General features: G+C 69.3%; 25 protein-coding genes and 2 pseudogenes. 13 read left to right on the forward strand and 14 right to left on the reverse strand.

The annotated features are described in order from the left end of the window. The first annotated feature begins 29 nt into the window (after nt 1–29). The 3 genes from ACFUN8_RS05770 to ligD all read left to right on the forward strand — a co-directional run bounded on the left by ACFUN8_RS05770 (nt 30) and on the right by ligD (nt 1,591). On the forward strand, nt 30–212 hold the full coding sequence (locus ACFUN8_RS05770) for a hypothetical protein (RefSeq protein ID WP_383631979.1): 183 nt from the start codon (nt 30–32) through the stop codon (nt 210–212). Between the two features lie 120 nt (nt 213–332). Continuing rightward, a complete protein-coding gene (locus tag ACFUN8_RS05775) occupies nt 333–623 on the forward strand; it encodes a WhiB family transcriptional regulator (protein WP_383632256.1) in 291 nt (96 codons plus the stop codon). Nucleotides 624–655: 32 nt separating this feature from the next. Next, nucleotides 656–1,591, forward strand: coding sequence for a non-homologous end-joining DNA ligase (gene ligD, locus ACFUN8_RS05780; protein WP_383631982.1), 936 nt, complete (start codon nt 656–658; stop codon nt 1,589–1,591). Nucleotides 1,592–1,632: 41 nt separating this feature from the next. Here the strand turns inward: ligD and ACFUN8_RS05785 are convergent, their stop codons facing one another. Further along, complete coding sequence (locus ACFUN8_RS05785; protein ID WP_383631984.1) at nt 1,633–1,983, reverse strand: tetratricopeptide repeat protein; 351 nt, start codon at nt 1,981–1,983, stop codon at nt 1,633–1,635. A 146-nt stretch (nt 1,984–2,129) separates the two neighbouring features. Here ACFUN8_RS05785 and ACFUN8_RS05790 point away from each other — a divergent pair, with 146 nt between their 5' ends. Continuing rightward, nucleotides 2,130–3,095 carry a pirin family protein gene (locus tag ACFUN8_RS05790; RefSeq protein ID WP_383631987.1) on the forward strand — a complete coding sequence of 322 codons (966 nt, stop codon included), beginning with the start codon at nt 2,130–2,132 and terminating at the stop codon, nt 3,093–3,095. Nucleotides 3,096–3,427: 332 nt separating this feature from the next. Here ACFUN8_RS05790 and ACFUN8_RS05795 read toward each other — a convergent pair whose 3' ends face one another. Beyond that, the gene (locus tag ACFUN8_RS05795; RefSeq protein WP_383631990.1) at nt 3,428–3,916 is read right to left on the reverse strand and encodes a DUF2267 domain-containing protein; all 489 of its coding nucleotides are present in this window, start codon (nt 3,914–3,916) and stop codon (nt 3,428–3,430) included. Between the two features lie 937 nt (nt 3,917–4,853). Here ACFUN8_RS05795 and ACFUN8_RS05800 point away from each other — a divergent pair. Next, the gene (locus tag ACFUN8_RS05800; RefSeq protein ID WP_383631992.1) at nt 4,854–5,066 is read left to right on the forward strand and encodes a hypothetical protein; all 213 of its coding nucleotides are present in this window, start codon (nt 4,854–4,856) and stop codon (nt 5,064–5,066) included. Nucleotides 5,067–5,510: 444 nt separating this feature from the next. On the opposite strand, the gene ACFUN8_RS05805 is transcribed toward ACFUN8_RS05800, so the two are convergent. Continuing rightward, nucleotides 5,511–5,903 (reverse strand): ester cyclase, encoded by a 393-nt coding sequence (locus ACFUN8_RS05805; RefSeq protein ID WP_383631994.1) that lies wholly within the window; start codon nt 5,901–5,903, stop codon nt 5,511–5,513. A 478-nt stretch (nt 5,904–6,381) separates the two neighbouring features. Between ACFUN8_RS05805 and ACFUN8_RS05810 the strand changes: the two are divergent. Next, nucleotides 6,382–6,921: pseudogene (locus ACFUN8_RS05810) on the forward strand (dienelactone hydrolase family protein); the annotation flags it as partial. Between the two features lie 174 nt (nt 6,922–7,095). Here the strand turns inward: ACFUN8_RS05810 and ACFUN8_RS05815 are convergent. Next, the gene (locus tag ACFUN8_RS05815) at nt 7,096–7,743 is read right to left on the reverse strand and encodes a TetR/AcrR family transcriptional regulator (RefSeq protein WP_383631997.1); all 648 of its coding nucleotides are present in this window, start codon (nt 7,741–7,743) and stop codon (nt 7,096–7,098) included. Between the two features lie 123 nt (nt 7,744–7,866). Between ACFUN8_RS05815 and ACFUN8_RS05820 the strand changes: the two genes are divergently transcribed. Next, nucleotides 7,867–8,562: a hypothetical protein gene (locus ACFUN8_RS05820; protein WP_383632000.1), complete on the forward strand. Its 696-nt coding sequence runs from the start codon at nt 7,867–7,869 to the stop codon at nt 8,560–8,562. Here ACFUN8_RS05820 and ACFUN8_RS05825 read toward each other — a convergent pair. Next, complete coding sequence (locus ACFUN8_RS05825; RefSeq protein ID WP_383632003.1) at nt 8,522–8,944, reverse strand: hypothetical protein; 423 nt, start codon at nt 8,942–8,944, stop codon at nt 8,522–8,524. The two genes, ACFUN8_RS05820 and ACFUN8_RS05825, sit on opposite strands and share 41 nt — an antisense overlap. Here ACFUN8_RS05825 and ACFUN8_RS05830 point away from each other — a divergent pair. Beyond that, nucleotides 8,903–9,121, forward strand: coding sequence for a hypothetical protein (locus ACFUN8_RS05830; protein ID WP_383632006.1), 219 nt, complete (start codon nt 8,903–8,905; stop codon nt 9,119–9,121). The genes ACFUN8_RS05825 and ACFUN8_RS05830 overlap by 42 nt on opposite strands. Nucleotides 9,122–9,385: 264 nt before the next feature. On the opposite strand, the gene ACFUN8_RS05835 is transcribed toward ACFUN8_RS05830, so the two are convergent. From ACFUN8_RS05835 to ACFUN8_RS05845, 3 genes are all read right to left on the reverse strand, one after another. Beyond that, nucleotides 9,386–10,207, reverse strand: a complete 822-nt coding sequence (locus tag ACFUN8_RS05835; protein WP_383632009.1) for a serine protease — start codon at nt 10,205–10,207, stop codon at nt 9,386–9,388. Nucleotides 10,208–10,274: 67 nt separating this feature from the next. Further along, nucleotides 10,275–10,433, reverse strand: a complete 159-nt coding sequence (locus ACFUN8_RS05840; RefSeq protein ID WP_383632012.1) for a hypothetical protein — start codon at nt 10,431–10,433, stop codon at nt 10,275–10,277. A gap of 26 nt (nt 10,434–10,459) precedes the next feature. Then, entirely contained in the window at nt 10,460–10,966 is a 507-nt protein-coding gene (locus tag ACFUN8_RS05845) for a hypothetical protein (protein ID WP_383632015.1), read from the reverse strand. Nucleotides 10,967–11,704: 738 nt separating this feature from the next. Between ACFUN8_RS05845 and ACFUN8_RS05850 the strand changes: the two genes are divergently transcribed. Both ACFUN8_RS05850 and ACFUN8_RS05855 read left to right on the forward strand, forming a co-directional pair. Next, the gene (locus ACFUN8_RS05850) at nt 11,705–12,541 is read left to right on the forward strand and encodes an alpha/beta fold hydrolase (RefSeq protein ID WP_383632018.1); all 837 of its coding nucleotides are present in this window, start codon (nt 11,705–11,707) and stop codon (nt 12,539–12,541) included. Between the two features lie 153 nt (nt 12,542–12,694). After that, complete coding sequence (locus tag ACFUN8_RS05855; RefSeq protein ID WP_383632022.1) at nt 12,695–12,979, forward strand: hypothetical protein; 285 nt, start codon at nt 12,695–12,697, stop codon at nt 12,977–12,979. On the opposite strand, the gene ACFUN8_RS05860 is transcribed toward ACFUN8_RS05855, so the two are convergent. The 4 genes from ACFUN8_RS05860 to ACFUN8_RS05875 form a co-directional block, all read right to left on the reverse strand. Beyond that, a complete protein-coding gene (locus tag ACFUN8_RS05860) occupies nt 12,900–13,481 on the reverse strand; it encodes a hypothetical protein (RefSeq protein ID WP_383632266.1) in 582 nt (193 codons plus the stop codon). The genes ACFUN8_RS05855 and ACFUN8_RS05860 overlap by 80 nt on opposite strands. Nucleotides 13,482–13,569: 88 nt before the next feature. Beyond that, nucleotides 13,570–14,073: a hypothetical protein gene (locus tag ACFUN8_RS05865; RefSeq protein WP_383632025.1), complete on the reverse strand. Its 504-nt coding sequence runs from the start codon at nt 14,071–14,073 to the stop codon at nt 13,570–13,572. A 12-nt stretch (nt 14,074–14,085) separates the two neighbouring features. Beyond that, the gene (locus ACFUN8_RS05870; RefSeq protein ID WP_383632259.1) at nt 14,086–15,069 is read right to left on the reverse strand and encodes a BtrH N-terminal domain-containing protein; all 984 of its coding nucleotides are present in this window, start codon (nt 15,067–15,069) and stop codon (nt 14,086–14,088) included. Nucleotides 15,070–15,179: 110 nt separating this feature from the next. Further along, nucleotides 15,180–15,443: a hypothetical protein gene (locus ACFUN8_RS05875; RefSeq protein ID WP_383632028.1), complete on the reverse strand. Its 264-nt coding sequence runs from the start codon at nt 15,441–15,443 to the stop codon at nt 15,180–15,182. Between the two features lie 237 nt (nt 15,444–15,680). Here ACFUN8_RS05875 and cseB point away from each other — a divergent pair, with 237 nt between their 5' ends. The 3 genes and pseudogenes from cseB to ACFUN8_RS05890 form a co-directional block, all read left to right on the forward strand. Further along, a complete protein-coding gene (cseB, locus tag ACFUN8_RS05880) occupies nt 15,681–16,415 on the forward strand; it encodes a two-component system response regulator CseB (protein ID WP_383632031.1) in 735 nt (244 codons plus the stop codon). Between the two features lies 1 nt (nt 16,416). Beyond that, the gene (locus ACFUN8_RS05885) at nt 16,417–17,805 is read left to right on the forward strand and encodes an ATP-binding protein (RefSeq protein WP_383632034.1); all 1,389 of its coding nucleotides are present in this window, start codon (nt 16,417–16,419) and stop codon (nt 17,803–17,805) included. Nucleotides 17,806–18,047: 242 nt separating this feature from the next. Continuing rightward, nucleotides 18,048–18,797 (forward strand): annotated as a pseudogene (locus ACFUN8_RS05890) (D-alanyl-D-alanine carboxypeptidase family protein); the annotation flags it as partial. A 178-nt stretch (nt 18,798–18,975) separates the two neighbouring features. Here the strand turns inward: ACFUN8_RS05890 and ACFUN8_RS05895 are convergent. Then, nucleotides 18,976–20,148 (reverse strand): epoxide hydrolase family protein, encoded by a 1,173-nt coding sequence (locus ACFUN8_RS05895; RefSeq protein ID WP_383632037.1) that lies wholly within the window; start codon nt 20,146–20,148, stop codon nt 18,976–18,978. A 122-nt stretch (nt 20,149–20,270) separates the two neighbouring features. Further along, complete coding sequence (locus tag ACFUN8_RS05900; RefSeq protein WP_383632040.1) at nt 20,271–21,431, reverse strand: epoxide hydrolase family protein; 1,161 nt, start codon at nt 21,429–21,431, stop codon at nt 20,271–20,273. Nucleotides 21,432–21,690 lie beyond the last annotated feature (259 nt).

A 21,690-nucleotide genomic window follows, 5' to 3' on the forward strand; every position in this document is an offset into this window, starting at 1 on the left:
CCCTGTGGCGCGGAGACAAGGAGTCAGAGATGGAATCCGACCGGGGCCCGACAGGCGCCCGCAACCGATCGGCCGAGCGCGAGGGCCAGTTGCGTACGTGCCTGCCGGCGCGCGTCACGACACGCGAACGCGAACGTGAGGCGAGAGACGGCGGCGCGGAACGCCAGGAGACGGTGGATCAGGACTGGAATGTGGTGCGGGGAGAGGACTGAATGACTGCGCGGCTGCACATCGAACAGACAGGCCGGACCGGCCAGGCAGGCCAGGCGACAGGTCGGTCGGGAACGACGGACCAGGCCCGGACGGGCTCCGGCGCGGACACGTGGGAATGGCTGCGGCACGCGGCCTGCGTGGGCGCCGATCCCGAACTCTTCTTCCCGGTGGGGGATTCCGACCCCGCCGCCGAGCAGGTGGAGCGCGCCAAGGCGGTGTGCCACAGCTGCCCGGTGGAGAGCCAGTGCCTCGAATGGGCGCTCAACACCGGCCGTACGTCCGGGGTTTGGGGCGGTACGGACGAGGAGGAGCGCCGTAAGCTCCGCCGCAACGGCCGGCGCAGGGTGCCCGCGCCGCGCGGCAGGAAGGCATCGGGGCCGGGCGGCACGCGCCGTCCCCGTACCCACTAGGGCCGGTGGCGGCCCGAGGAGGCGTGAGCGCGATGAGCGGAGACTCAGGTGCCGCGGCGGAGGGGAGCGTACGGGCGGGTCGCAGGACCGTACGGATCCACCGGCCGGGGAAGGTCCTCTTCCCGGGCTCCGGCCGGTGGCCGGAGCTGACGAAGGCGGATCTCGTCGAGCACTACCGCTCCGTCGCCCGCTACATGGTGCCCGAACTCAAGGGCAGACCACTGATGTTGGAGCGGCACCCGGACGGTCTCGACGGTCCGCGCTTCATGCAGAAGAACATTCCGGGGAACTACCCCGACTGGGCGCGGCGGGCCGAGATGGCGAAGAAGGGCGGGACCGTCACGCACCCCGTGTGCGACGACACCGCGACCCTCGTCCACCTCGCCGACCAGGCGAGCATCACCTTCCACCGCTGGCTGTCGCGGGCGGACCGCCCGGACTTCCCGGACCGGCTGGTGTTCGACCTGGACCCGACGGAGGACGACTTCGAGCCCGTACGCGCCGCCGCACTGCTGCTCCACGAACTGCTAGACGAGTTGAGCCTGCCGGCCGTGCCGATGACGACCGGCTCCAAGGGGCTGCATGTGATCGTCCGGCTGGACAGACGTACGGCGTTCGACGAGGTACGGGCCTTCGCCACGGACGTGGCGCGTGTCCTGGCGGCGCGCGACCCGGACCGGCTGACGACGGAACAGCGCACGGACGCCCGTGGCGGCCGGCTCTATCTGGACGTCCAGCGCAACGCGTACGCGCAGACGGCTGTCGCCCCCTTCTCCGTACGCCCGAGGGAAGGCGCTCCGGTCGCGACGCCGCTCAGCTGGGACCAGGTGAAGGACCCGGCGGTCACGGCGCGGCGCTGGACGGTGGGAGACGTGCTGGAGCAGGCGCGCACCCGCCCCTGGTCCGATGTTCCGACCAGGGGCAGGTCGCTCGCCCCGGCACGGCGCCGCTTGGACGCCCTGTCCTAGCCGCGCCGGCCGCTCCGGACGCCCTTCGGACGCCCGGCCCCTCAGGCGTTCGCCGGGAACTCGCCCGCCAGCGCGGCGGCCATCCGCAGGTGCGGCCCGGCGTCGGCGTCCCGTCCCTGCCGCTCCAGCGTGCGGCCCAGCATGAGGCGCGCGTACTGCTCGACGGGGTCACGCTCCAGTACGGCGAGCAGTTCGGCCTCGGCCTTCCGGAGCCGCGCGGAGTGGTAGTAGGCGCGGGCGAGCAGCAGCCGCGGCCCGACCTGCTCCGGGACCTCGGCCACGAGCCCTTCGAGGATGCCGGCGGCGGTGACGTACTCCTGGGCCTCGAAGAACTGCCGAGCACGTGCCCAGCGCTCGGCGGCGGTTCCGAAGTCGTAGTAGGTGCTGTTCACTTGCCCCTCCCTTGGTCCCCGGCGGTGTCCGGTGATTGCTTACACCACCCCACAACACACCAAGGTTGTTGAACATTCCACTACCACCCTGACCGTTATCGCGTGGATGCTGCTTCCGGGTACCGGACGGGATTAGGTTGGGCGCCATGAGCAATCTTGATCGTCAGGCGACGCTCTCCGTCTGCGGCGGCCGTGGCTTCGTCGTCGCCGAGCCGGTGCGTGAACTCCTCAGTCCCCGTCACGTCAAGCTCGGCGAATCCACGGAAGTGCGCAGGCTGCTGCCCAACCTCGGGCGCCGCATGGTCGGCGCGTGGGCCTTCGTGGACCACTACGGCCCCGACGACATCGCCGACGAGCCCGGCATGCAGGTGCCGCCCCACCCGCACATGGGCCTGCAGACGGTCAGCTGGCTCCACGACGGCGAGGTCCTGCACCGCGACAGCCTGGGCAGCCTCCAGACCGTACGTCCCCGAGAGCTGGGCCTGATGACCTCGGGCCGCGCGATCAGCCACTCCGAGGAGAGCCCCCGCCCACACGCCCGGCTTCTGCACGGCGCCCAGCTGTGGGTCGCCCTCCCCGACGCCCACCGCGACGTGGACCCGCACTTCCAGCACCACGCGGACCTCCCCGTGGTCACGGCCCCCGGCCTCACGGCCACCGTCATCCTGGGCACCCTGGACGGCACCACCTCGCCGGGCACGACGTACACCCCCCTGGTCGGCGCGGACCTCACCCTCACCCCGGGCACCGACGCGCGACTGCCCCTCGACCCGGACTTCGAGTACGCGGTGCTGGCGATGTCGGGCGAGGCGACGGTCGACGGCGTCCCCGTCCCGGCGGGCTCGATGCTCTACCTCGGCTGCGGCCGCACGGAACTCCCGATCCGCACGGACTCCGCGGCGGGCCTGATGCTGCTGGGCGGCGAGCCGTTCGAGGAGGAGATCGTGATGTGGTGGAACTTCATCGGCCGCTCGCACGAGGAGATCGAAGCGGCACGCAAGGACTGGACGGAGGGCCCCCGCTTCGGCCAGGTGGTGGGCTACGCCGGCACCCGCCTCCCCGCCCCGGAACTCCCGCCGGTAGCCCTGAAACCACGCGGCCGGGTGCGTTGACCAGGTCTGATCAAACACTTGTCGACCCTCTGCTGACCTTACTGACGAGCAATCAGATTCTGTCATCGGTGCGCTGCGGTGCGGTGGTTGGTGTGAAGGTGACCAGCTCCGCGCGGGCAGCTGTGCTGACGGCCTGAACGTGGAAGGACGCTTGGCAATCCGGGTTCAGTGGTGCTGAGCGTCCTCTGGTGATCCGCCTCGACCACCCGCTCTCCTCCCGCCTGCATCTACGCGCCGCGCCGTGCAGATCAGCCACGTCCCCCTCACCCCCGCCGTGATCAGCGATACCGGCAAGCCGCACGGAATGCGCGCTGTTGCAGCCTCCCGCTGACCTACCGCCCTGCCGTCGCGACTTTCGCGCCAACGCTCGGGTACGTGGACTTCGGTGTCAGGCGCGCTGTTCGGTGAGCGTGAACGGTCGGTAGCGCTGTGTCTTCGCGCCTCTGGCGTGCGACTTGAGCGAGTTCGGCGCGGCCGAAGAGGAGGGCGTAACCCGGCGGGAGCTGTGTGAGAACACGGGTGAGGACGTCACTCCCGGCGAGTTGCCCGACGAGGGTGAGGACCGTGCTGGTGTCCCAGCGTGTGGTGGCCGGCGTGCCACCAGTGCGGACGGTCAGTTCCTGCACGAACTCCTGACCGGTCAGCGGCTCGCCCGGGGCAGCGGCGAGCAGACGAGCGGCCTCGGCGGGCAACCGGGCGGCCAGAAGGGCGCGTTCGCCATCGGGCAGTTGCCGTCCGAAAGCCGCCAGTACACAGATCACCGACTCCTCGGCCCGGACGCGGGTGGGGTAGGCACCTTCGTAGCGCACGGTCTCAAGCATTCGGTCGAACGTGAAAACCTTCGATGGAACTACTGCGGCCTGTGAGGGCATGGGCAGGTGCCTTCCTCGTGATGTGTTGTCGTCAACAAGGCAGACAGATCCGTTCCGCGCCGTTGCGGATGCTCTGTCGTCTTCGGTGCCCGACTCGCGATACAGCCCTGGAGGCGGGCCGGCCGGGTCCGATCTCAGCGGTGGGTACCGAATCCGCTACGGCTTGTGCCCTCCTTCGCCGAGTTCATGCGGGTCACCGCTCACTGCGAGCCCGCTTCGCCGGGCTCGCAGTGATGATCGAGGGTGGCAGACAAGGTTGTCGCGCTCCTACTGCTCAGAGTCAGCGGCCGTCATCCGCGGTGTCGGCGCCGCAGCTCGGCCACGTTGCCAGCCGTGTCGTCAACTTCCCTGTATCCCCAAGCGTGGAGCTGGTCGACCACGTGACCGCGAGCCTTCAACATCGCCCAGGGGGCCGACTCCAGCCCCCAGTTCGCCGCCTGCCGGTTCACCAGGCTCGTCCGCAGTCGGGAAACGACGAAGCCCTCGACCTGAAATCGAGGGTCTCGGAGGCGTCAGTCGTCCCGCTGTCGGCCACAGCACGGGACGAACGTCTCGTTGCTGTTCACCCGCTTCCGGACCGGCCCGGCCCAACCAGCTCCACCGGTCTTCGGTCCGGGGGAGGACGGATCACGCCGCCAGCGCTACGGAAGTGCGGGCAGCCAAGCGGGAGCAAGAAGGACCGTTGCAGGAACAGGAGTGCCGACGGCACCGAGAAGCCCAGCGGGAGCCGGACCCACCGCACTGCTGAAGTGCACCGTGCCGTCGGAGAACACCGAGTGGCGGAAGTCCATGTTGCCGTCGATGGTGACGCCGGTGAGGTCGAGGTCGCTTCCTTGCCAGGAGTGGTGGGTTCCCCGGGGGCGTCGTCGGCGAGGTCGGCCAGGGCGTGGACGCCGCCGAGGCAGACGGCGGAGGAGTCGGAGCCCAGTTGCTCAAGGGCCTGAGTGAAGCGTTCGGTGTGGAGCCGGGTGGCTTCGCGGTGGGCGCCCGCCTCGTCGACACGCCGGCGTCGATAGGCGACGACCAGGGCGACGAGCGCACCGGCCCCGGCAACTACCCCGAAGGAGAGCTTCACCAGATCGACGAGCTGTGCCTGTGATTCAACGATGAGGAGCCCCGAAAACACCGCCTGCCCAACCTCCGATACAGCGATCTGGAGGACGAGTTGGCCGGATTCGCCGACCCCCGGATCGCACTGGTGCTTCACGGCCTGACAGCCCCGGAGAGAGCGGTGGCGCTGATCTGGGCTGTCGACAAGGGCAGTTGGGGGCGTGCCGCGCTCGATCCCGACGTGCCCCAGCTACGGGGAGCGCGCATACGGCGCAAACTCAAAGGAACTCGTGGCCCGCGCAAGGGCGATCCCTTTCCGCTGTCCGGGCTACGGCGGTCCGGGCGGCTCAGCCGCCGTCAATCTGCAGGGCGGTGACGACGAGCCGTCGAACGTGCGAGTGGAGCCAAGAGACCCCCGCACAGCGGGGGTCTCCGAGCTGCTTACAAACAGGGCGGGCTGGGCACTCGTTGCCGTCGGCCGAGTGCGGCCGGGTCAGCCCGCGAGCTGCTTCTGCAGGGCCTCGGCGTCGTGGATGGCCGACATGTGCAGGAACTTGCCGTCGCGGATGCGGTAGATGGCGTACTCGACGATCTCGATCGACTTACCGGTCGGGGCTGCCCCGAGCCACTCCTTGGCGGGAGTGCCGGTGTTGATCAGACGGGCGGCGAGGCTGTCGCCGTTGACGGCCAACTCCTGGGTCTCCCAGTGGAAGTCGGGGACCGCGTCGGTGATGCTGTGCAGCTGGGCGACGAGGGCCTCGCGGGAGCTGGGCTCGCTGTGCATGACGATGGACTCGTGGACGAATTCGTCCATGCGGTCGAACTCGTGCGCGTTGAGCGCCTCGATGTAACGCCCGTAGAACTCGCGCAGGCCGCTGTCGGACATCGGGTTTTCCCTTCTCTGGCTCCGGACCGGGCTCCGGCCGAAGCGGTATCTCGTCGTGAGGGCCGCCCATGGAGAACGTCTCGATGAGCGACAACGCGATCCCAGCGGGTTCTGTTCCGAACGGTACAGAATGGGGGCTCCGGCAAGGTCGTGGCTGGAGGAGCGGCTGTCCTGACTTGTGTCATCGCCGGTGAAGCGGGACGCGCGGGCGGGGCTGGTGAGGATTGGACCGGCAGTCCACATGGGGACGAACAGGGGAAGGCGTGGCCGCAGCGATCAGGACCAACACACAGGCCGGGCCGGTGTGTTCCACACCGGCATGATCGCCTCCGTACGCGCTGTGACGTGCCTGCCGCCGTCGGGTACGTCGACGAGGACCTTGATCTGCCCCACCGCCTCGCAGAGGTGCTCCAGCGCTGTTTTGCCGGTGGCAGAACAGTGGCCCGACGGGGTTCGACGATCACTACGGTCCCGTCTCATGATGACGATTGCGACGCGCGCGGTCGCGTACCCGGCCGACGGTCTGACGGGCGACCCGGAGGAGATGCTGGCCCGTTGTATGCCGCTGCTCGCCGACCCCGGCCGGATGCGGGGCATCGGCCACGCGGCGCTTGACGTGTTGCGCGCCGAACCGCGGACCGATCCCGACCGGATCGCCGTCGTCGGTTACGGCACCGGCGGCGCCATCGGGCTGGAACTCGGGCGTGACGGTGCCGACCTGCGCGCGATCGGGACAGTCAACGCACTGACTACAGGCCGACCGGGCGAGACGGCGCGCATCAGCTGCCCCGTGTGGGCCGGGGTCGGTTCGCAAGACCCGATCATGCCGCCCGCCCAACGGGACGCGTTCACCGCCGAGATGCAGGCAGCCGGCGTCGACTGGCGCCTCGTGGTCTACGGCGGCGCCCTGCACGCCTTCCACCATCCGCCGGTCGACCAGCCCGTGGTCCCCGGCGTCGGCTACCACCCGCGCCACGCGCAGCGGGCCTGGCGCGACATCATCGACCTGCTCACCGACGTGCCGGCCGGCATCGTGGAGGAGACCGGCACCCGTACGTACGTGCTCCTCCACTCCGGCCGCCGACGTCGTGCGGCCAGTGCGGCCAGTGCGCGACGAAATACGGCCGAACTCGGCGGCGAGGAGGCGCGGGCGACCTCTGCGGCGTGAGAGCCGTGCGGCGGCCCGTTGGGCTCAGGTCTCGGCGTTGCGGCGCTGGTCGGGGGTGAGGAGGTAGGCGATCGCCATGTCGCCGAGTTCGTCGGCGTACTGGCGTCTGGCCGCTTCGCTGGTGGCGGCATCGGGGCGTACGGAGTTGTGGAAGCAGGCGCCGAGGATGGCGCGGGCCACGGTGTCGAGTGCCTGCTGGGGCTGGGAGCGGCGGATCTGGTCGGTGTAGGGGTTGGCTGCTTCGAGCAGGAGGCGGTGGAGTTCGGTGATGGTGCGGGCCCCACGGTCCAGTGGCCTGGTCCCGCGCGTGCGCAGCAGCTCGGGGAAGAGGCTGCTGTCGGCGAAGGACTGCAGCAGGGCGTGCGCGTAGGCGTCCATGACACCTGGGAGCGAGGGCCGGGCCGCGCGCAGCTGCTCGGCGACGTACTCCTCGCGGCGTTCCAGCATCCGCTCGGCCAGGGCGATGATCAGCTGTTCTTTGTCCTCGAAGCGGCGGTAGATCGTCCCGACGGCAACGCCGGCGCGCTTGGCGACGCCGGCGATCGTCATCTCCTCCAGGCCGGAGGTGGAGGCGATCTCCTCGGCCGCCCGAAGGACGCGGGCCAGGGTCGCGACGCTGCGGGCCTGCTGGGGTTCCCGGTAGGCCGTTCGGCGCTCCGACTCCTCGCTCATGTCCCGCATGGTATCCGCGCGGCTTTCAACAGGTCTTTTTGACAACTGGTGCACTTCCCGGCGTACCCTCCCGATGCGAACGTGAATTCACATTCACATTCACATACTATCGGAGGTTCGAACATGCCCGACGACCAGACTCCCCAGCCCGTCACCGTGACGCTTGAGGCCGGACCCGCCGGCGCCGGGAGCATCGACGACTTCGAGCTCTTCTACGCCCGCCGTGCCCTGGACCGCTTCCGGACGCTGCTGGGCCGCCAGGGGCTCCTTGACCTGCTGGCCGAGGGCATCGCGGAGGGCAACGCCTTCCTGCGCGAGAGCGCCCGCACCTCCGACGGCGCCTTCAAGGGAGGCACCACCGTGCTCGCGGCGAAGGGGCTGACCTCGGACGAGTTCCTGACCTGGATGGACAAGGCGTTCGCAGGGGACGAGCGCGCACTTCTCGCGGCGCACCCCGAGCACTACGTGATGGGCACCGATGAGATCGGCGCGCGTGTGGTGGAGAACATCGGCGCGCACGTCGCCGACTTCTACATGGGCGGCTGGGGCACCGACGCGCTGGCCTGGGCCAAGGACGCGGATGAGCTCCTCCCGGAGTCGGAGTTTCCGCGCAAGATGTCCTCGAACCTCTTCTTGGCCGACGGCACCGTCGTCGGGCGGGCGCTGATCCAGTTCGGCGACACCGCCGACGGATTCACCGCGAACCTGACGGTCTATGTCCCCCGCACCTGCCCGGACGAGGTCCTGGACCACCACCTGCGGCACTACGCCGTCGAGTTCAGGAACTGGATCGTCGCCGCCGCGGCCGCCCGCGCCTGAGGCCCCGGCCGGGTAGCCACCGCATTTCCGGGCGTTCTCCACCTAGCCTCTGCGGTATGGCCAATGACACGTGCCCCGGCCCGGTTGAAGGGCTGGGGCACTTCCTGCGCTCGAAGAGGGAAGGCCGGGTGAACCCTTCGTGGAGTGCCGCGGTGAGGGAGTTGCCGGCCAGGATGTCGAGGGCCGGCCCGACCACGAAGGCCGGGGTGTGCTCCCACCCGTCCATCAGCTGGAGCAACTGCGGGCTGACCCCCTCCACGCCTCGGTCCCGGGGGCGCTGCGAGGCGGTGAGGCAGAGGCGGTTGAGAGGGTCGGCGGCCTCCGCGTCCAGTTTCAGTGCGTGCGCCACGGCCTCAAGCACCCCGAGGTCGGGGACCTGCACATCAAGTTCGCGGCTTTCACGGTCAACGGGGCCGCCCAACAGCAACTGGTGGTCTACCAGGCCGAAGCGGCCAGCCCGACGGCGGCGGCTTTCGAGACGCTACGAGTCAAGGTAACCCCGCCGCAGCAGGCCCGGTCCACCGCGCCCACGGCCGACCTCGCCGCCGATAAACGGTAGAAGACGGGACGTGACGCCCCGTCGGCCGGGTGAAAGAGCCGGCCGACGAGCGGCCCGGTAGCAACGCGGCCGGTGCGGCCCGCACCCTGGACATGTCGGTCGGCGTCCAGATCGACGAACTGTGCCTGTGGTTCAACGCCGAGGAGCCCGACACGCTCACCAACCGGCCGCGCGCCTGGAACCGCCTGGTGGCCAGTCTTTTGGTGCTCTGCGTCAGGTCGGCGAAGAGGGCGTGCGCACTCGCGGCCGGCGGGGGTGAGCCGCCTACCGAATGTGCTCGGAGGGGATGCAGGACAACGGAATCACATGTGTCTCATCAGGCCGAGACGCTCCGAAACGTCGGTCATCGGTCCCTCCTGGTCTGGAGGCGAAGGCGATTCCGAATACCCTTCCGGTGCTGATGTCTATAACTGCCGCACCGCTGAATCCCCAGGGAGCTGCAGCGCCCACCAGCACAATCAGGGAGTCCTCCGTCGAGCCCTGGACTGTGCAATCCTGCATCAGTCGAATGTCAGTGCCGTGATCTCCGTCATCCGTCCAACCCACTACTTTCGCTGAGGTCCCTGGCTCGGGGAGATCCATCGAGATTCTGGCCAGCCAAGGCCAGTCATTGTCGGATTCCATGACGGCCAAGTCGAGTTCCTCGTGGCGGTAGATCACTCGCGCCCGGGAGAACGTGTTGCCGAGCCTCAGTTTGAGCGAAAGCTCCATCAGCGAAACCTCCTCTGCGGGTGCCGGATCACGATGGTCCTGGCGGCGAAGAGGTCGGCGGGTCACCGCATGCGCCGCTGTCACCCAGCGCCTTGGGGTGATCTGAACAGCGCTACCCAACCGTTTGGAAACCTCGGAAGATTCCTCGTAAACGCGCGCAACAGCATTATTCGCTGACTTCATGCGCCACGGAATTACAGCGGATCTGTTGATGACCTGAGCTCCACTCAGCACGGCAGCGACTGCCGCAGCAATAGCCACCCAATTCTGGAGCCCGAAGATCGCCGCTGCGGCAGAGATGATACTCACTAATACCAAAGTGAGAGCAGGGAGAGCCCCCTCAGTTCGTTGTCGTATATTCTTCAGTTGATTCACCAATTTCCCCTTCCGTTGTCGCTTTCCTCGCGGCGGACCCAGGTCACACCCCGTGGGATCTCTCGCGTCAGCATGGCGTCGCGGGCCTCGGCGGCGACTCCGGCCCGGGGCCCGTCGGCTCCACCGGCTGCTCGCCGTACGGCATGAGCTGGTGGCGCAGCCCGGCGAGATGGTCGGCCAGGTCCGCCGGGCCGCCGCCGGCCAGTGTGGTGGCCAGCAGATGCACGGACGACGCCGCGAGCGGACTGTCCTTCAGCTGGGGTCACGCCGGGGTGGCGTCGATGACCCGCTCGCAGACGGCGCGGATCCGGTCCTTGTGGATCGCACACCATGCGCCGGCGTTCCGCTGACGGTTGCGGTCGGTGCACTGAGCTGCGAGATCCCGGCCGCCGGAGGCCTTCTGTGCCCGCCCCGGGCGCAGCGCCCGGCTTTCTGCGGACTGCCGCTGCTCAGCCCCAGCGCGCCGGCGACGGTACTCCAGGAGGCACCGCGTGAGCGGGCCGTGCGCAGGGGTTCGTGCTCCAGGGCGTCGAGTTGCGCACGGGCGATGTCCATCATCGGCAGTGCCGCGAGGACGTCCTCCGGCGGCACCTCCGGCGCCGGCTCACCCTCCCGTGCGACGTACCCGTACGCCGCCGCCCGCACCGCGCGCATCGCCGGCACCGGGTCCACGGAATACTCGCCCTCGTTGTACCGCTCCTCGAGGAGTTCCTTCGCCGCATTCCGGGCCTGCCGCCGCGCCGCGTAGTCCATCACCATGACCGCACCCTGCCACTGAAAGCGACGGTGCGTCAGCAGAATGCTGACGGACCCGAGAGTGCGGCGGCCGGGAGTGAAAACAACCAGCTGAACCGCCCATCCGGCACGGCGGTGGCCGCCGCGACCAAGGCTGCGCCCCGCCGACGCTCGGGAACGCGCCGCCCAGCACCTCCTGGAGGCGCGCCTGGAGAAGCTGCTCCTCACGCTAGGGCCTCCCACAGTGGGAGAGTCAACTGTCCGCCGACTTGTGATCCAACCGCTCGGCCACACGGACATACCGCGTGCACCAGCTGAGCGGGAGCCGGCGGATTCCGGGACAGCGAGAGGCCGACTGACGGCGCTGCGCCACCGCGTTCGGACCTCAGAACGTCTGCCCGGGTTGGCCACCGCGCCTCCACTTGTCGGACGGTCCGGTAGGTCATCCAACCGGTCCGACGCTCATAGCCGCGAGCAGCAACCCGGGGAACCCTCACGGCCACGGCACCGGCGCCGAGCCCGGTGCTCGGTCCGCCGGCCCCGTATCGACGAGTCGGTGCACCGCCGCCATATGTCGGCGAGGCGGTCGAAGGAGAAGACGCGACGGGTACGGGCGGACCACCACCACCATGACGGAGGCTGCGGCTGCCCGGCGCACGAGGTTCGGAATTCGATGCCGCGGGACCGATGATTTTCTCGCCGAGCCGCGGTCCCATCTGCATCAGAAGTTTCGGCACTTGCACGTGAAGCGGAGAGAAAAGCATGTCAGCATCTCGCCAGCCGGCGGTCACGGTGGAGTCGACGGTCGTCTCGAGCGACGGCACCCCTATCGCGTTTGAGCAGTCCGGCAGCGGGCCGGCGGTGATCCTGGTGTCCTCGGCGCTGGCCGACCGTTCCGACACCAAGAAACTCGCCGGCCTCCTCGCCCCGCACTTCACCGTCGTCAACTATGACCGCCGCGGTCGGGGCGCCAGCGGCAACAACGCCGACTACGACGTGCGGCGTGAGATCGATGACATCGCGGCGCTGATCGAGCATGCGGGCGGTTCTGCCTCGGTGTTCGGCAGTTCGTCAGGTGCGGTACTCGCTCTGCGCGCCGCTGCGGCCGGCCTGAACATCAAGCGGCTCGCGCTCTACGAGCCGCCCTTTGCCGTCGCCCCCGGCGACTTCGGACCGCCGCAGGGCTTCGCGCGGCACATCGACGGTCTGATTGCCGAGGACCGGCGCAGCGAGGCGGTCAAAACCTTCATGACCAAGGCCCAGGGCATGCCCGCCTTCATGGTCGGATCGATGAGGCTGATGCCCGGAGTGTGGTCGAATCTCAAGGCAATGGCCCATACGCTGCCGTACGACATCGCGGTCATGGGCGACACCCAGCAGGGCAAACCCCTCACCGCCGAAATGTGGTCGCCCGCGACTGCGCCGACCCTCGTCATGACCGGTTCCAAGAGCCCGGACGGCTTCCAGAGCGCCGCGCGAGCGGTCACGGAGGTGCTGCCCGACGCCGACCATCACACGCTCCAGGGCCTCAACCACGGAGCGGTGGTCATGGCACCCAAGAAACTCGCGCCGAAGCTCATCGAGTTCCTTCAAGGCTGAGCTTCTTCTTGATCTTCTGGCTTCGAACGGCGTCCCGAACTTGATCACCCAGGCGAGGGGCGCCGGACGTAGGGGCGGCCTTCGTCCGATCTTCTGCTCCGACCAAGGTGCGGGTGACCGGGACGAAAGCTGTGAGGGCGAGTCTGCTGCCTGATGCTTCCAGGAGGGGAGCGTCCCGGTGGCGACGGCGCGACGATCGACATCCAGATCGCGGCGATCGGCCATCTCATCCATGCCGCGCACGCGCGGGGCGTCGACAACGCGCTGCCCGAGCTGCTCAAGTCCGGCCTGGTTTCGTTCGGGGATGCGGGGTACTCGGCAGTCGTAAGAGCGCAGCGGCTCGGTTGTCCGGTGGCTGTCAGGCTTCGCCAAGCTCGGCACGCGAGGGCGAGGGAAGTACTGGCGGTCCCGCCTGCTGCTGTGCATCGAAGACCTTGAGATTGGGAACACCATGATTCTTCTTGGCGTCATTCTGCTTCTCATCGGCCTGGCGGTCGGTGTGTCCCTCCTTACGACCATTGGTGGTGTGCTTGTTCTGATCGGTGCGGTCTTGTGGGTGCTCGGTGCCACGGGTCGCGCTGTCGGTGGCCGTAAGCACTACTTCTAGGAAGCCGCCGTCCACGTCGTGTGCCAGATGGGCCGTGCGCGCCGGGCCCGCAGTGGCGGCCTGGTGCGCGGTCCAGGGCACGGGGCATCGAGTGCCCAGTCGCCCTTGAAGGTCGCGAATTCCCAAGTAGCACGCTCCGATTTGGGCGGAGAGAGGGAAGACCCGCAGGCGCGCCGTCGGTTGTACCGGCAGGGTCGGTGCAGATTGCCGCTGGTGCGTCACAGCGATCCAATTCGCTTTACCCCAAACGGCGGTTGGGACGAAGGCCGCCGCGAGTAGTTCGTCCTCACCACACGGGAAAAGATCACTGACGCTCAGCACTTCGTCCCGCATGAGGTCCGTGACACGGGCGGAACCCGGTCGTCCCGCGACGCCCCGGCGATGACGGTCTGTCTCGCCGTCATGTCACTTGCGGGCCCGGCTACTTGATGAGGGCGTTGGCGATGATGATGACCAGGCCGATGAGCATGTCGAGGGCGCCGGCGCGGTATGCGGAGGGCCATCGGTGGCCGGCGGTGCGGGCGGCCTGGGTGCCCCAGGTGAACAGGGCGAGGGTGTTGAACAGGAGGGCTGTGTCCACGGCTGTGGTTTCCGCCCACCATCCGGCTTGCGCGGTGAGGAGTATTCCGACCGTGGGCAGTGTGGCGGCGACCAGTGGCCATTCGGCGAGTACCAGCCGGAGTCTGGTCGCGCCGGTTGCCCCGTCGGTGGTCGCGCGCTGGGCGATGACGTGGGCGTATCCGTGGGCTGCGGCCGACGTGAGTGCGGTGAGCAGGATCCACAGTGCGTCCGGGCCGGGGTCGGCCTTTTCGCCCGTGGTGTCGAGTGCGGCTGCCAGGGCGGTGGCCAGGACCAGGCCGTAGATGCCGCTGAACAGGGACCGTTCCTGCGGCCGGTGACGCGAGGTCACCTTGGGTGCGACCACTCCCACAGGCCCCTAGAGCAGGCTGAGCGCCCGCATCGCCTCGCGTTCGACGCGTGAGAGTTCGTGGAGGATGGAGCCGGCCCGTACGAGGTCGTTCGCGTCACCGGTTTCGCCTGCTGTCGCGACGAGTGCGGCCACCTGTGTCCAGAGCGTGGCGGCCTCGGCGTACAGGCTGTGGCCGGTGCGCAGGTGGCTGTCGGCGATCAACTGGGAGCACTCGGCGAGGAAGTCCCGGTAGAGGTTGCGGAACAGGGCGCCGCCGGTGCCGGCCCGCTCCATGAGCGCGGCGGCCCGTGGCAGGTCCTCCTGCGGACTGTCGCTGCGCCGCAGCCACTTCGGCACCTGCTTGGCGGTCTTCTCGATGCCCCGGTGGCCCAGATTCGCGATGGGCGGGTTCAGGAAGGCATCGGCGCAGGTTTTGATCGCGGGGATGATCCGGTCCCGCGGTGACGTCAGGCTGCCGGGCACCGTGATGGTGAAGGAGCGGTGCCTGGCGGTCATGGGGCCGCGTTCGGCCCTGGCCCTGGCCAGGCCGGCGAGGCCGGTCGAGACGGCTCCGCCCTGTGGGGCGGTGTCCACCAGGTAGGCGGCCTGTTCGTCGTAGCCGTACATCGCCACGACATGCCCGCCGAAGTGCACCTTGGTACTGAAGTAGTCCAGGTGGTAGCTGTCGAGCTGAAGCCCGACCGGCCGCCCGGCGTCGATGGGTGCCGCCACATTCTGCCATGCCTTGCGCGGGGAGGTGGTCTCTTCGACCAGCAGCTCAAGCCCCAGCGTGGCGACCAGGTTCCTGGTCAGCTCGAAAGGCTTGACCCGGCCTCCCAGGAAGGGGAAGCCCATGCCCTTGCTGTCCCAGTAGATGAAGGACAGCCCGGAGCCGAGCCCGAACAGCATGGGCTCGGACAGGTCCAGTCCCTCATGGCGCAGCAGCACGCCCAGCGCCGTCGTCTCACAGTGCTGCGTACCGCGGACATCGAGGTCTCTCACCATGGGCATGCCGCTCATTCTTCCTCCTTCCGCCTTGACGGAACCCGCCCACCAACACCCCTGAGCCGGCGACCGGTCGACCGTGACAGAAGGCCATCCGACGCGGTGGGCCCGGTCCTTCAGATCACGAACAGAACCGGGTCGGCCTCGGCCGACTCGGGCAGGGGCAGGGGCAGGGGCAGTTCGAACAGCGGCTGTTCGCCGGGCATCGGCATATCCACGATGCCGAGGGATCCGGGGCAGGACACCAGGGAGCCGTCCGCGCCGCGGCGCGCGCCCGGGGCGTCGTGGCGCCAGACGCGGCCTCTCCGAATCTGGCCGGCGACCGGCCCGGCAGCGATCGCACGATCGCAGACGGCGCAGTTGACGCGGGGAAGCTTCACACGGACCAGTGTGACGCACACCGACTTCCCCGGCGTCTCTGTCGCCGGTCGTGACCGTCGTGGACGACGGCTCGCGCATGATGCGTGGCTGATACACGGCCGAGGTACGGTCACAAGGCCCGGGTCGCCCGTACGGCTCCGGGCGTCGGCACGGCATGGCATGCACGGCTCGGCACGGCATGCTCGGCTCGGCACGCACGGCACAGCTGAACGAGCACGCACGACAGGTGGAAAGAAATGTCCGTCTCCATTCTTCTCGTCGAGGACGACGAGGTCATCCGGAAATCCGTCGCGATGGCGCTGGAGCGATACGGCTACCACGTGGCCGTGGCGGGAGACGGTCTGACGGGCCTGGAACTCTTCCGGGAACGGCGGCACGACCTGCTGCTGCTCGACGTGATGCTGCCGGGGCTGGACGGTATCGGACTGTGCCGCCGGATCCGGGAGTCCAGCACCGACCCGATCCTGATGATGTCGGCGCGGGGCGACGCGCTGGATGTCGTGTCGGGGCTGGAGGCCGGTGCCGACGACTACGTCGTCAAGCCGGTGGACACGTCCGTCCTGGTGGCGAGGATCCGCTCGCTGCTGCGCCGGGCGACATTCGCGCCGGGCCCGGCCGGGGGCGAGGCGCCGCCACCCGAGCCGAACGGGCCGAGGGAGCCGAACGGTCCGGCCGTCGCCGAGCGCCGCCTGCTCGTCTTCGGCGACCTGAGCATCGACACCGGCGGCCTGGAGGTGTTCCGGGCCGGTAAACCGGTCGCGTTGGCGCCCACCGAGCTACGCCTGCTGCTGGAGTTCGCGGCCCACCCCGGGATCGTGCTGGAGAGGCAGACACTGCTGCGCAACGTCTGGGACTACGGCTGGGACGGGGACAGCCGCGTGGTCGATCTCTGCGTACAGCGGCTGCGCAGGAAGATCGGGGCCGAGCGGATCGAGACGGTCCGCGGCTTCGGCTACAAGCTGCGGCGCTGACATGGGCGGCTCCCCTCCGACTCTCCTCAACTGGCGCTCCCTGCGCTGGAAGATCGCCCTGCTGGTGGCCGTCGCGTGCTGCTCCATCGCGTTCATCGTCGGCCTGCTGGTGCACGGCAGCACGTACGAGCGGTCCATGAACGACGGCGCGGCCAGGGCGTACACCGCCCTGGACAACGCTCTCGCGTCGAGCACCGACAGCCCGGACAGCCCGGCCAGCCCGAATGGATCGGACAGTCCCGACAGCATCGACAGCGGTGGCGACAACGTCGCAGATGTCGTACACAGCCCGGCGGAGATGCCGGCCGAACTGGTGCGCAAGGCCCGGGAACACGGGCAGGCCGACCTGTACGACGAGAGCAGGACGTACAGCCCGCGCATGTGGGTCGCGGAGCGACAGGCCGACGGCGGCCTCGCGGCGGTCTCGATCGACATGACCCCCGACCAGCTCAGCCGCCGCGCCCTGGACCGGAACATGTGGAAGTACTCGCTGGCCGCGCTCGCCGTCATCGTCCCTCTCTCCGCCGTCGCCGCCGAACTCCCCAACCGGCGGCTGCGCCGGGTGGCACGGACCGCGCGGCGCATCGCCTCCGGTGATCTCGCCGCCAGGACCGAGGTGGGCGGCCGGGCGGGCGACGAGATCACCGAGATCTCGGCCACCGTCGACGCCATGGCCGACAGCCTCCAGGACCGGTTGCTGAGCGAACAGCGCTTCACCGCCGACGTCGCCCACGAGCTGCGCACCCCGTTGATGGGTCTGGTCACCTCCAGCGGTCTCCTCCCGGAGGGCGAGGTGACCGAGCTGGTCAGGGACCGGGTGCGCGTGCTGCGGACGCTGGTCGAGGACCTGCTGGAGATCTCACGCCTGGACGCGGACGCGGAACGGGCCGACGTCCGGCCGGTACCCCTGGGCGAAGTCGTCGCCGAATCCCTGGCCAGGACGGGGCTCGTGGCGCGTCTGACGGTCTCGGGCAGGCCGGTGGCCGAGACGGACCCGCGCCGACTGGACCGTATCGTCGCCAATCTCGTGACGAACGCGCACCGGCACGGGCGGGCGCGGGAACGGGAGCAGGGGCGGGAGCAGGAACACGAGTCGGCGAGGGTCGAGGTCGAGGTCGCCGACGGGGTCGTCGTCGTACGCGATCACGGCCCCGGCTTCCCCGAGTCGCTGCTGGCGAACGGACCGCGGCGCTTCCGCACGGGCGCGGCCGAACGCGGCCGGGGCCAGGGCCTGGGCCTCACCATCGCGCTGGGCCAGGCGCGCGTCATTGGTGCCACGCTGATGTTCGCCAACGCGGCGGACGACGGGGGCGCGGTGGCGACGCTCCGTCTGCCGACGGACCAGGCCGGGACGGATCACGCCGGGACGGATCACGCCCGGACGGGCTGACACAAGACCGGTTGGCACAAGATCGGCTGATACAAGACGGATGGGCAGCGGAGCGGCTACGGACAGACGCTTCGGACCGTACGGAAACCAGCGCCTCCCAAGGTGGCTCATATGCGCGAACGACGCGCATTCCGCCACGTCGGAGCCCCTGGAGGTACCCGCCCATGCACCCCGTCCCGCGCTCTCGCGTCGCCCGCCCGCTCCGTAAGCGCCTGATCGTTCTCATGACGGCCGCAGTCGCCATGACCGTCATCGGCGTGGTGGGCGGTACGTGGGTAGTCACGGGTCACGGCGGAGCCGACGACCTGAGCCCCGGGGCGCGCTCCCTCCCGTGGCCGGCGGACGGCCAGGCGAGCGTGTGGGTCGAGGGCGTCGGGAGCCTCGGGACGAAGGGGGAGCAGAAGCCGGTGCCGATCGCGAGCGTCACGAAGGTCATGACGGCGTACGTGATCCTCAAGGACCACCCCCTCCCGGCAACGGACCCCGGCCCGGTCATCACGGTCGACAGGAAAGCGGCAGCGGAGTCCGGCTCGGCCGACGAGTCGACCGTCCGGGTCTACGAGGCGCAGCGGCTCACCCAACGGCAACTGCTCGAACTGACGTTGATCCCCTCGGGTAACAACATCGCCCGCCTGCTGGCCCGTTGGGACGCCGGGAGCCAGGAAGCCTTCGTCAGGAAGATGAACCGCGCCGCCGCGAAGCTCGGCATGCGCAACACCACGTACACCGGGGCGAGCGGCTTCGAGTCCACGAGCCGGAGTACCGCCGTCGACCAGTTGAAACTCGCTCGCGAGGCCATGCGCGACGAGGCGCTTCGCGAGATCGTCGCCATGCCCGGCACCGTGGATCCCACCACGGGCGCCACGATCCCCAACACCAACACCCTGCTGGGCCAGGCCGGCGTTATCGGTCTCAAGACCGGCTCCAGCACGCCGGCCGGAGGCGCCCTGATGTGGGCGGCCACGGCACAGACACACTCCTCGAAACGCCTGATCCTGGGCGTCGTCCTTCACCAGCGGGCGGACACCAGCCCGCAGGAGGGGCTTCAGGCGGCGCTCGACAGCAGCGGGAAGCTGATCGAAGGGGCGCGGAAGTCGCTGGGGACGGCGGTGAGGGCACAAGCCGCACCCTCGGACGCGTCACGAAACAACCCCGCGCAGAACCTAGGACTCAGGACGACGACCTGTCGAACCGCACCGCTGTCCGCACGCCGGCGGCGTACCGGGAGGGCTGCTCCCAGGCCGCGAAGTGACCGCCTGCGGGCTCCTCGGTCCAGGAGCGTACGTCGAAGAAGCGTTCCGCGAACTCGCGGGGCGCGTTGACCAGGTCCTTCGCGAAGACCGTGAAGGCCGCCGGGGCTTCGATCCGCCCGGCCGGCTTCGGCCCGCTCTCCACGTACGGCGAGAACGAGGTGCCGATCGCGCCGCTGAACCAGTAGGCCGTGATCCAGGTCAGCAGCTCCTCGCGGGCGAACACCGACTCCACCTCGCCACCGCAGTCCGTCCACGAACGCAGCTTCTCCAGGATCCAGGCGGCCAGCCCGGCGGGCGAGTCCCCGAGGGCGACCGCCAGGGTGTGTGGTCTGGTCGCCTGCTCGTGCATGTAGCCGCCCTCGGTGGCCTGCCAGCGGTGGCCGTGGTCGACGTAGGCGCGCTCGACCTCCGACAAGTCCGATGGAGGGTCCACCAGAAACCGGTTCTGGGACACATCCGTCAGATGCAGGGCGGCGACCCGGTCGGGGTGGGCGGCGGCCAGCGCCTCGGCGACATCGCAGCCCACATCACCGGCCGAGACGACGTAGCGCTGGTGGCCGAGTTCGGACATCGCTTCCGCGACGGCCTCGGCCATGGCCGCCGACGACATGCCGAGGCTGTCGAGGGGGGCCGCGAACGGGAAGCCGGGCAACGCCGGAACGATCAGGTGCAGGTCCGACAGCAAGGGCAGAACCTTCTCGAACCGCAGGACCGAGTCGGGCCAGCCGTGCAGCAGCACCACCGGGACGGCGCCGGTTTCGATGTCCGCGTCGGTGTCCACCTCGGCTTCGATGTCCACGTCGGTGTCTGTGTCCGTGTCCGCCGGGGGCAGGTCGATCAGCCGGAGCGGAGTGCCGCCCTCGCCGGCCAGGACCCACGGCAGGGCGCGGATCCGGGTCTCGTGCTCCCGCCAGTCGTAGGACTCGGCCCAGTGGGCGATCAGGTCCGCGAGGTAGTCACCTTGCACACCGCGCGTCCAGCCGAATCCCTGAGGGAGGTCGACCCGCCGGTAGGCCCGTAGCCGGGTGCGCAAGTCGTCGAGTGCGGCTTGCGAGACGGGGGACGGGGCGGCGTGCTCGGCGCGGGTCATGGGCGTGATCTTTCCCTCGGGGGGGGCATGGCTGGTACTGCAACGGCGTTTGGCATGACGGGGTGTCGTGACGGTCGATTCCGTGTCGTTTTTACGGTCGGCGGCCGTGCCGTCCGAGCCGGTCAGGGCAGCATCGTGGCAAAGGCGTGGCGCAACTCGGCGACGTAACTCTCCGGCACCTCCAGCATCGGGAAGTGCCCGCCGCGATCGGCTTCGTGCCAGTAACGCAGATCGCGATACCGCTGCTCGACCCACGCACGCGGCAAGCGCTCCATGTCCCCGGGGAAGATCGACACGGCCGACGGCACCTCCACCAGCTCGCGGCGGGTCGGCGGGTAGTTCTCCCAGTAGAAGCGCGCCGAGGAACCGGCGGTGCCGGTGAACCAGTAGAGGGAGACCATGTCGAGCATCCGGTCGCGGGAGATCGCGTTCTCCGGATGCCCGTCGCAGTCGGTCCAGCCCTGGAACTTCTCGACGATCCAGGCGAGTTGTGCCACCGGCGAATCGCTGAGCCCGTAGGCGAGCGTCTGCGGGCGGGTGGACTGCTGGAGCGAGTACCCGGCGCCGGTCCGCCAGAACTCCCGCGTCGCCGCCAGGGCACGCTTCTCCTCCTCGGTGAGTTCTCCCTCGTCGTCGGGCTCCCGCACATAGGGCGTGAAGGTGTGCAGCGCGTCGACCCGGCCGGAATGCCACACGCCGAGCGCGGTCGCCACCCTGCCGCCCCAGTCTCCCCCCGCCGCCACGAAGCGTTCGTAGCCCAGCCGCGACATCAGCACCGCCCACGCGTCGGCCGTCTTCTCGACCGACCAGCCCGTTGTCGACGGCTTGTCGCTGAATCCGAACCCCGGCAGGGACGGGGCGACGACATGGAAGGCCGGCACGCTCTCCCGAGGCGGGTTCGCCAACCGCTCTGCCACCTCAAGCGGTTCGATGACCGAGCTGGGCCACCCGTGGGTGAGCACCAACGGCCTCGCGTCCGGGCGCGGGGAGCGTACGTGGAGGAAGTGAATGCCGAGATCGAAGATCCGCGTGCGGCCCTGCTCGTGCGCGTTGAGCTCCGCCTCGAAGCGGCGCCAGTCGTAGCCCGTGGCCCAGTGGTCGGCGAGTTCGCTCACGTAGGCCAGCGGCACGCCCTGGCGCCAGTCGGCGTCCGCCGTATCCGGCGAGGTGCTCACCGACTCACGCTCGGGCAGCCGCGCGCGGCTCAACCGTTCGCGAAGATCAACCAGGGCTTTCTCCGGCACCTCCACCGAGAACGGCTCGATGCTCTCATCCGCGGCCATGTGCTCCTCCTCCTTCTCAGTAAGAGGTCGTGCCCGACAGCAGATCTGTCGGACACGACTACGAAGAACTCGGGTGTCAGTCGGTGCCCTCCTGCCCTCCTGCCCGCCATCCGAACTTCGATGATCGACTCCCTCCGATGTCCTCGACATGACACCTGCGCTGCCGCCGTCGTACCGGCGACGCGCCTGCCGAGCACGGCCGTCGCGTTCGATCACCGGTGCTCAGCCACCGGTGCTCAGCGCGTACGACGGCGTGTGC

Source organism: Streptomyces sp. NPDC057307 (genome assembly GCF_042667665.1).
Lineage (GTDB): Bacteria > Actinomycetota > Actinomycetes > Streptomycetales > Streptomycetaceae > Streptomyces.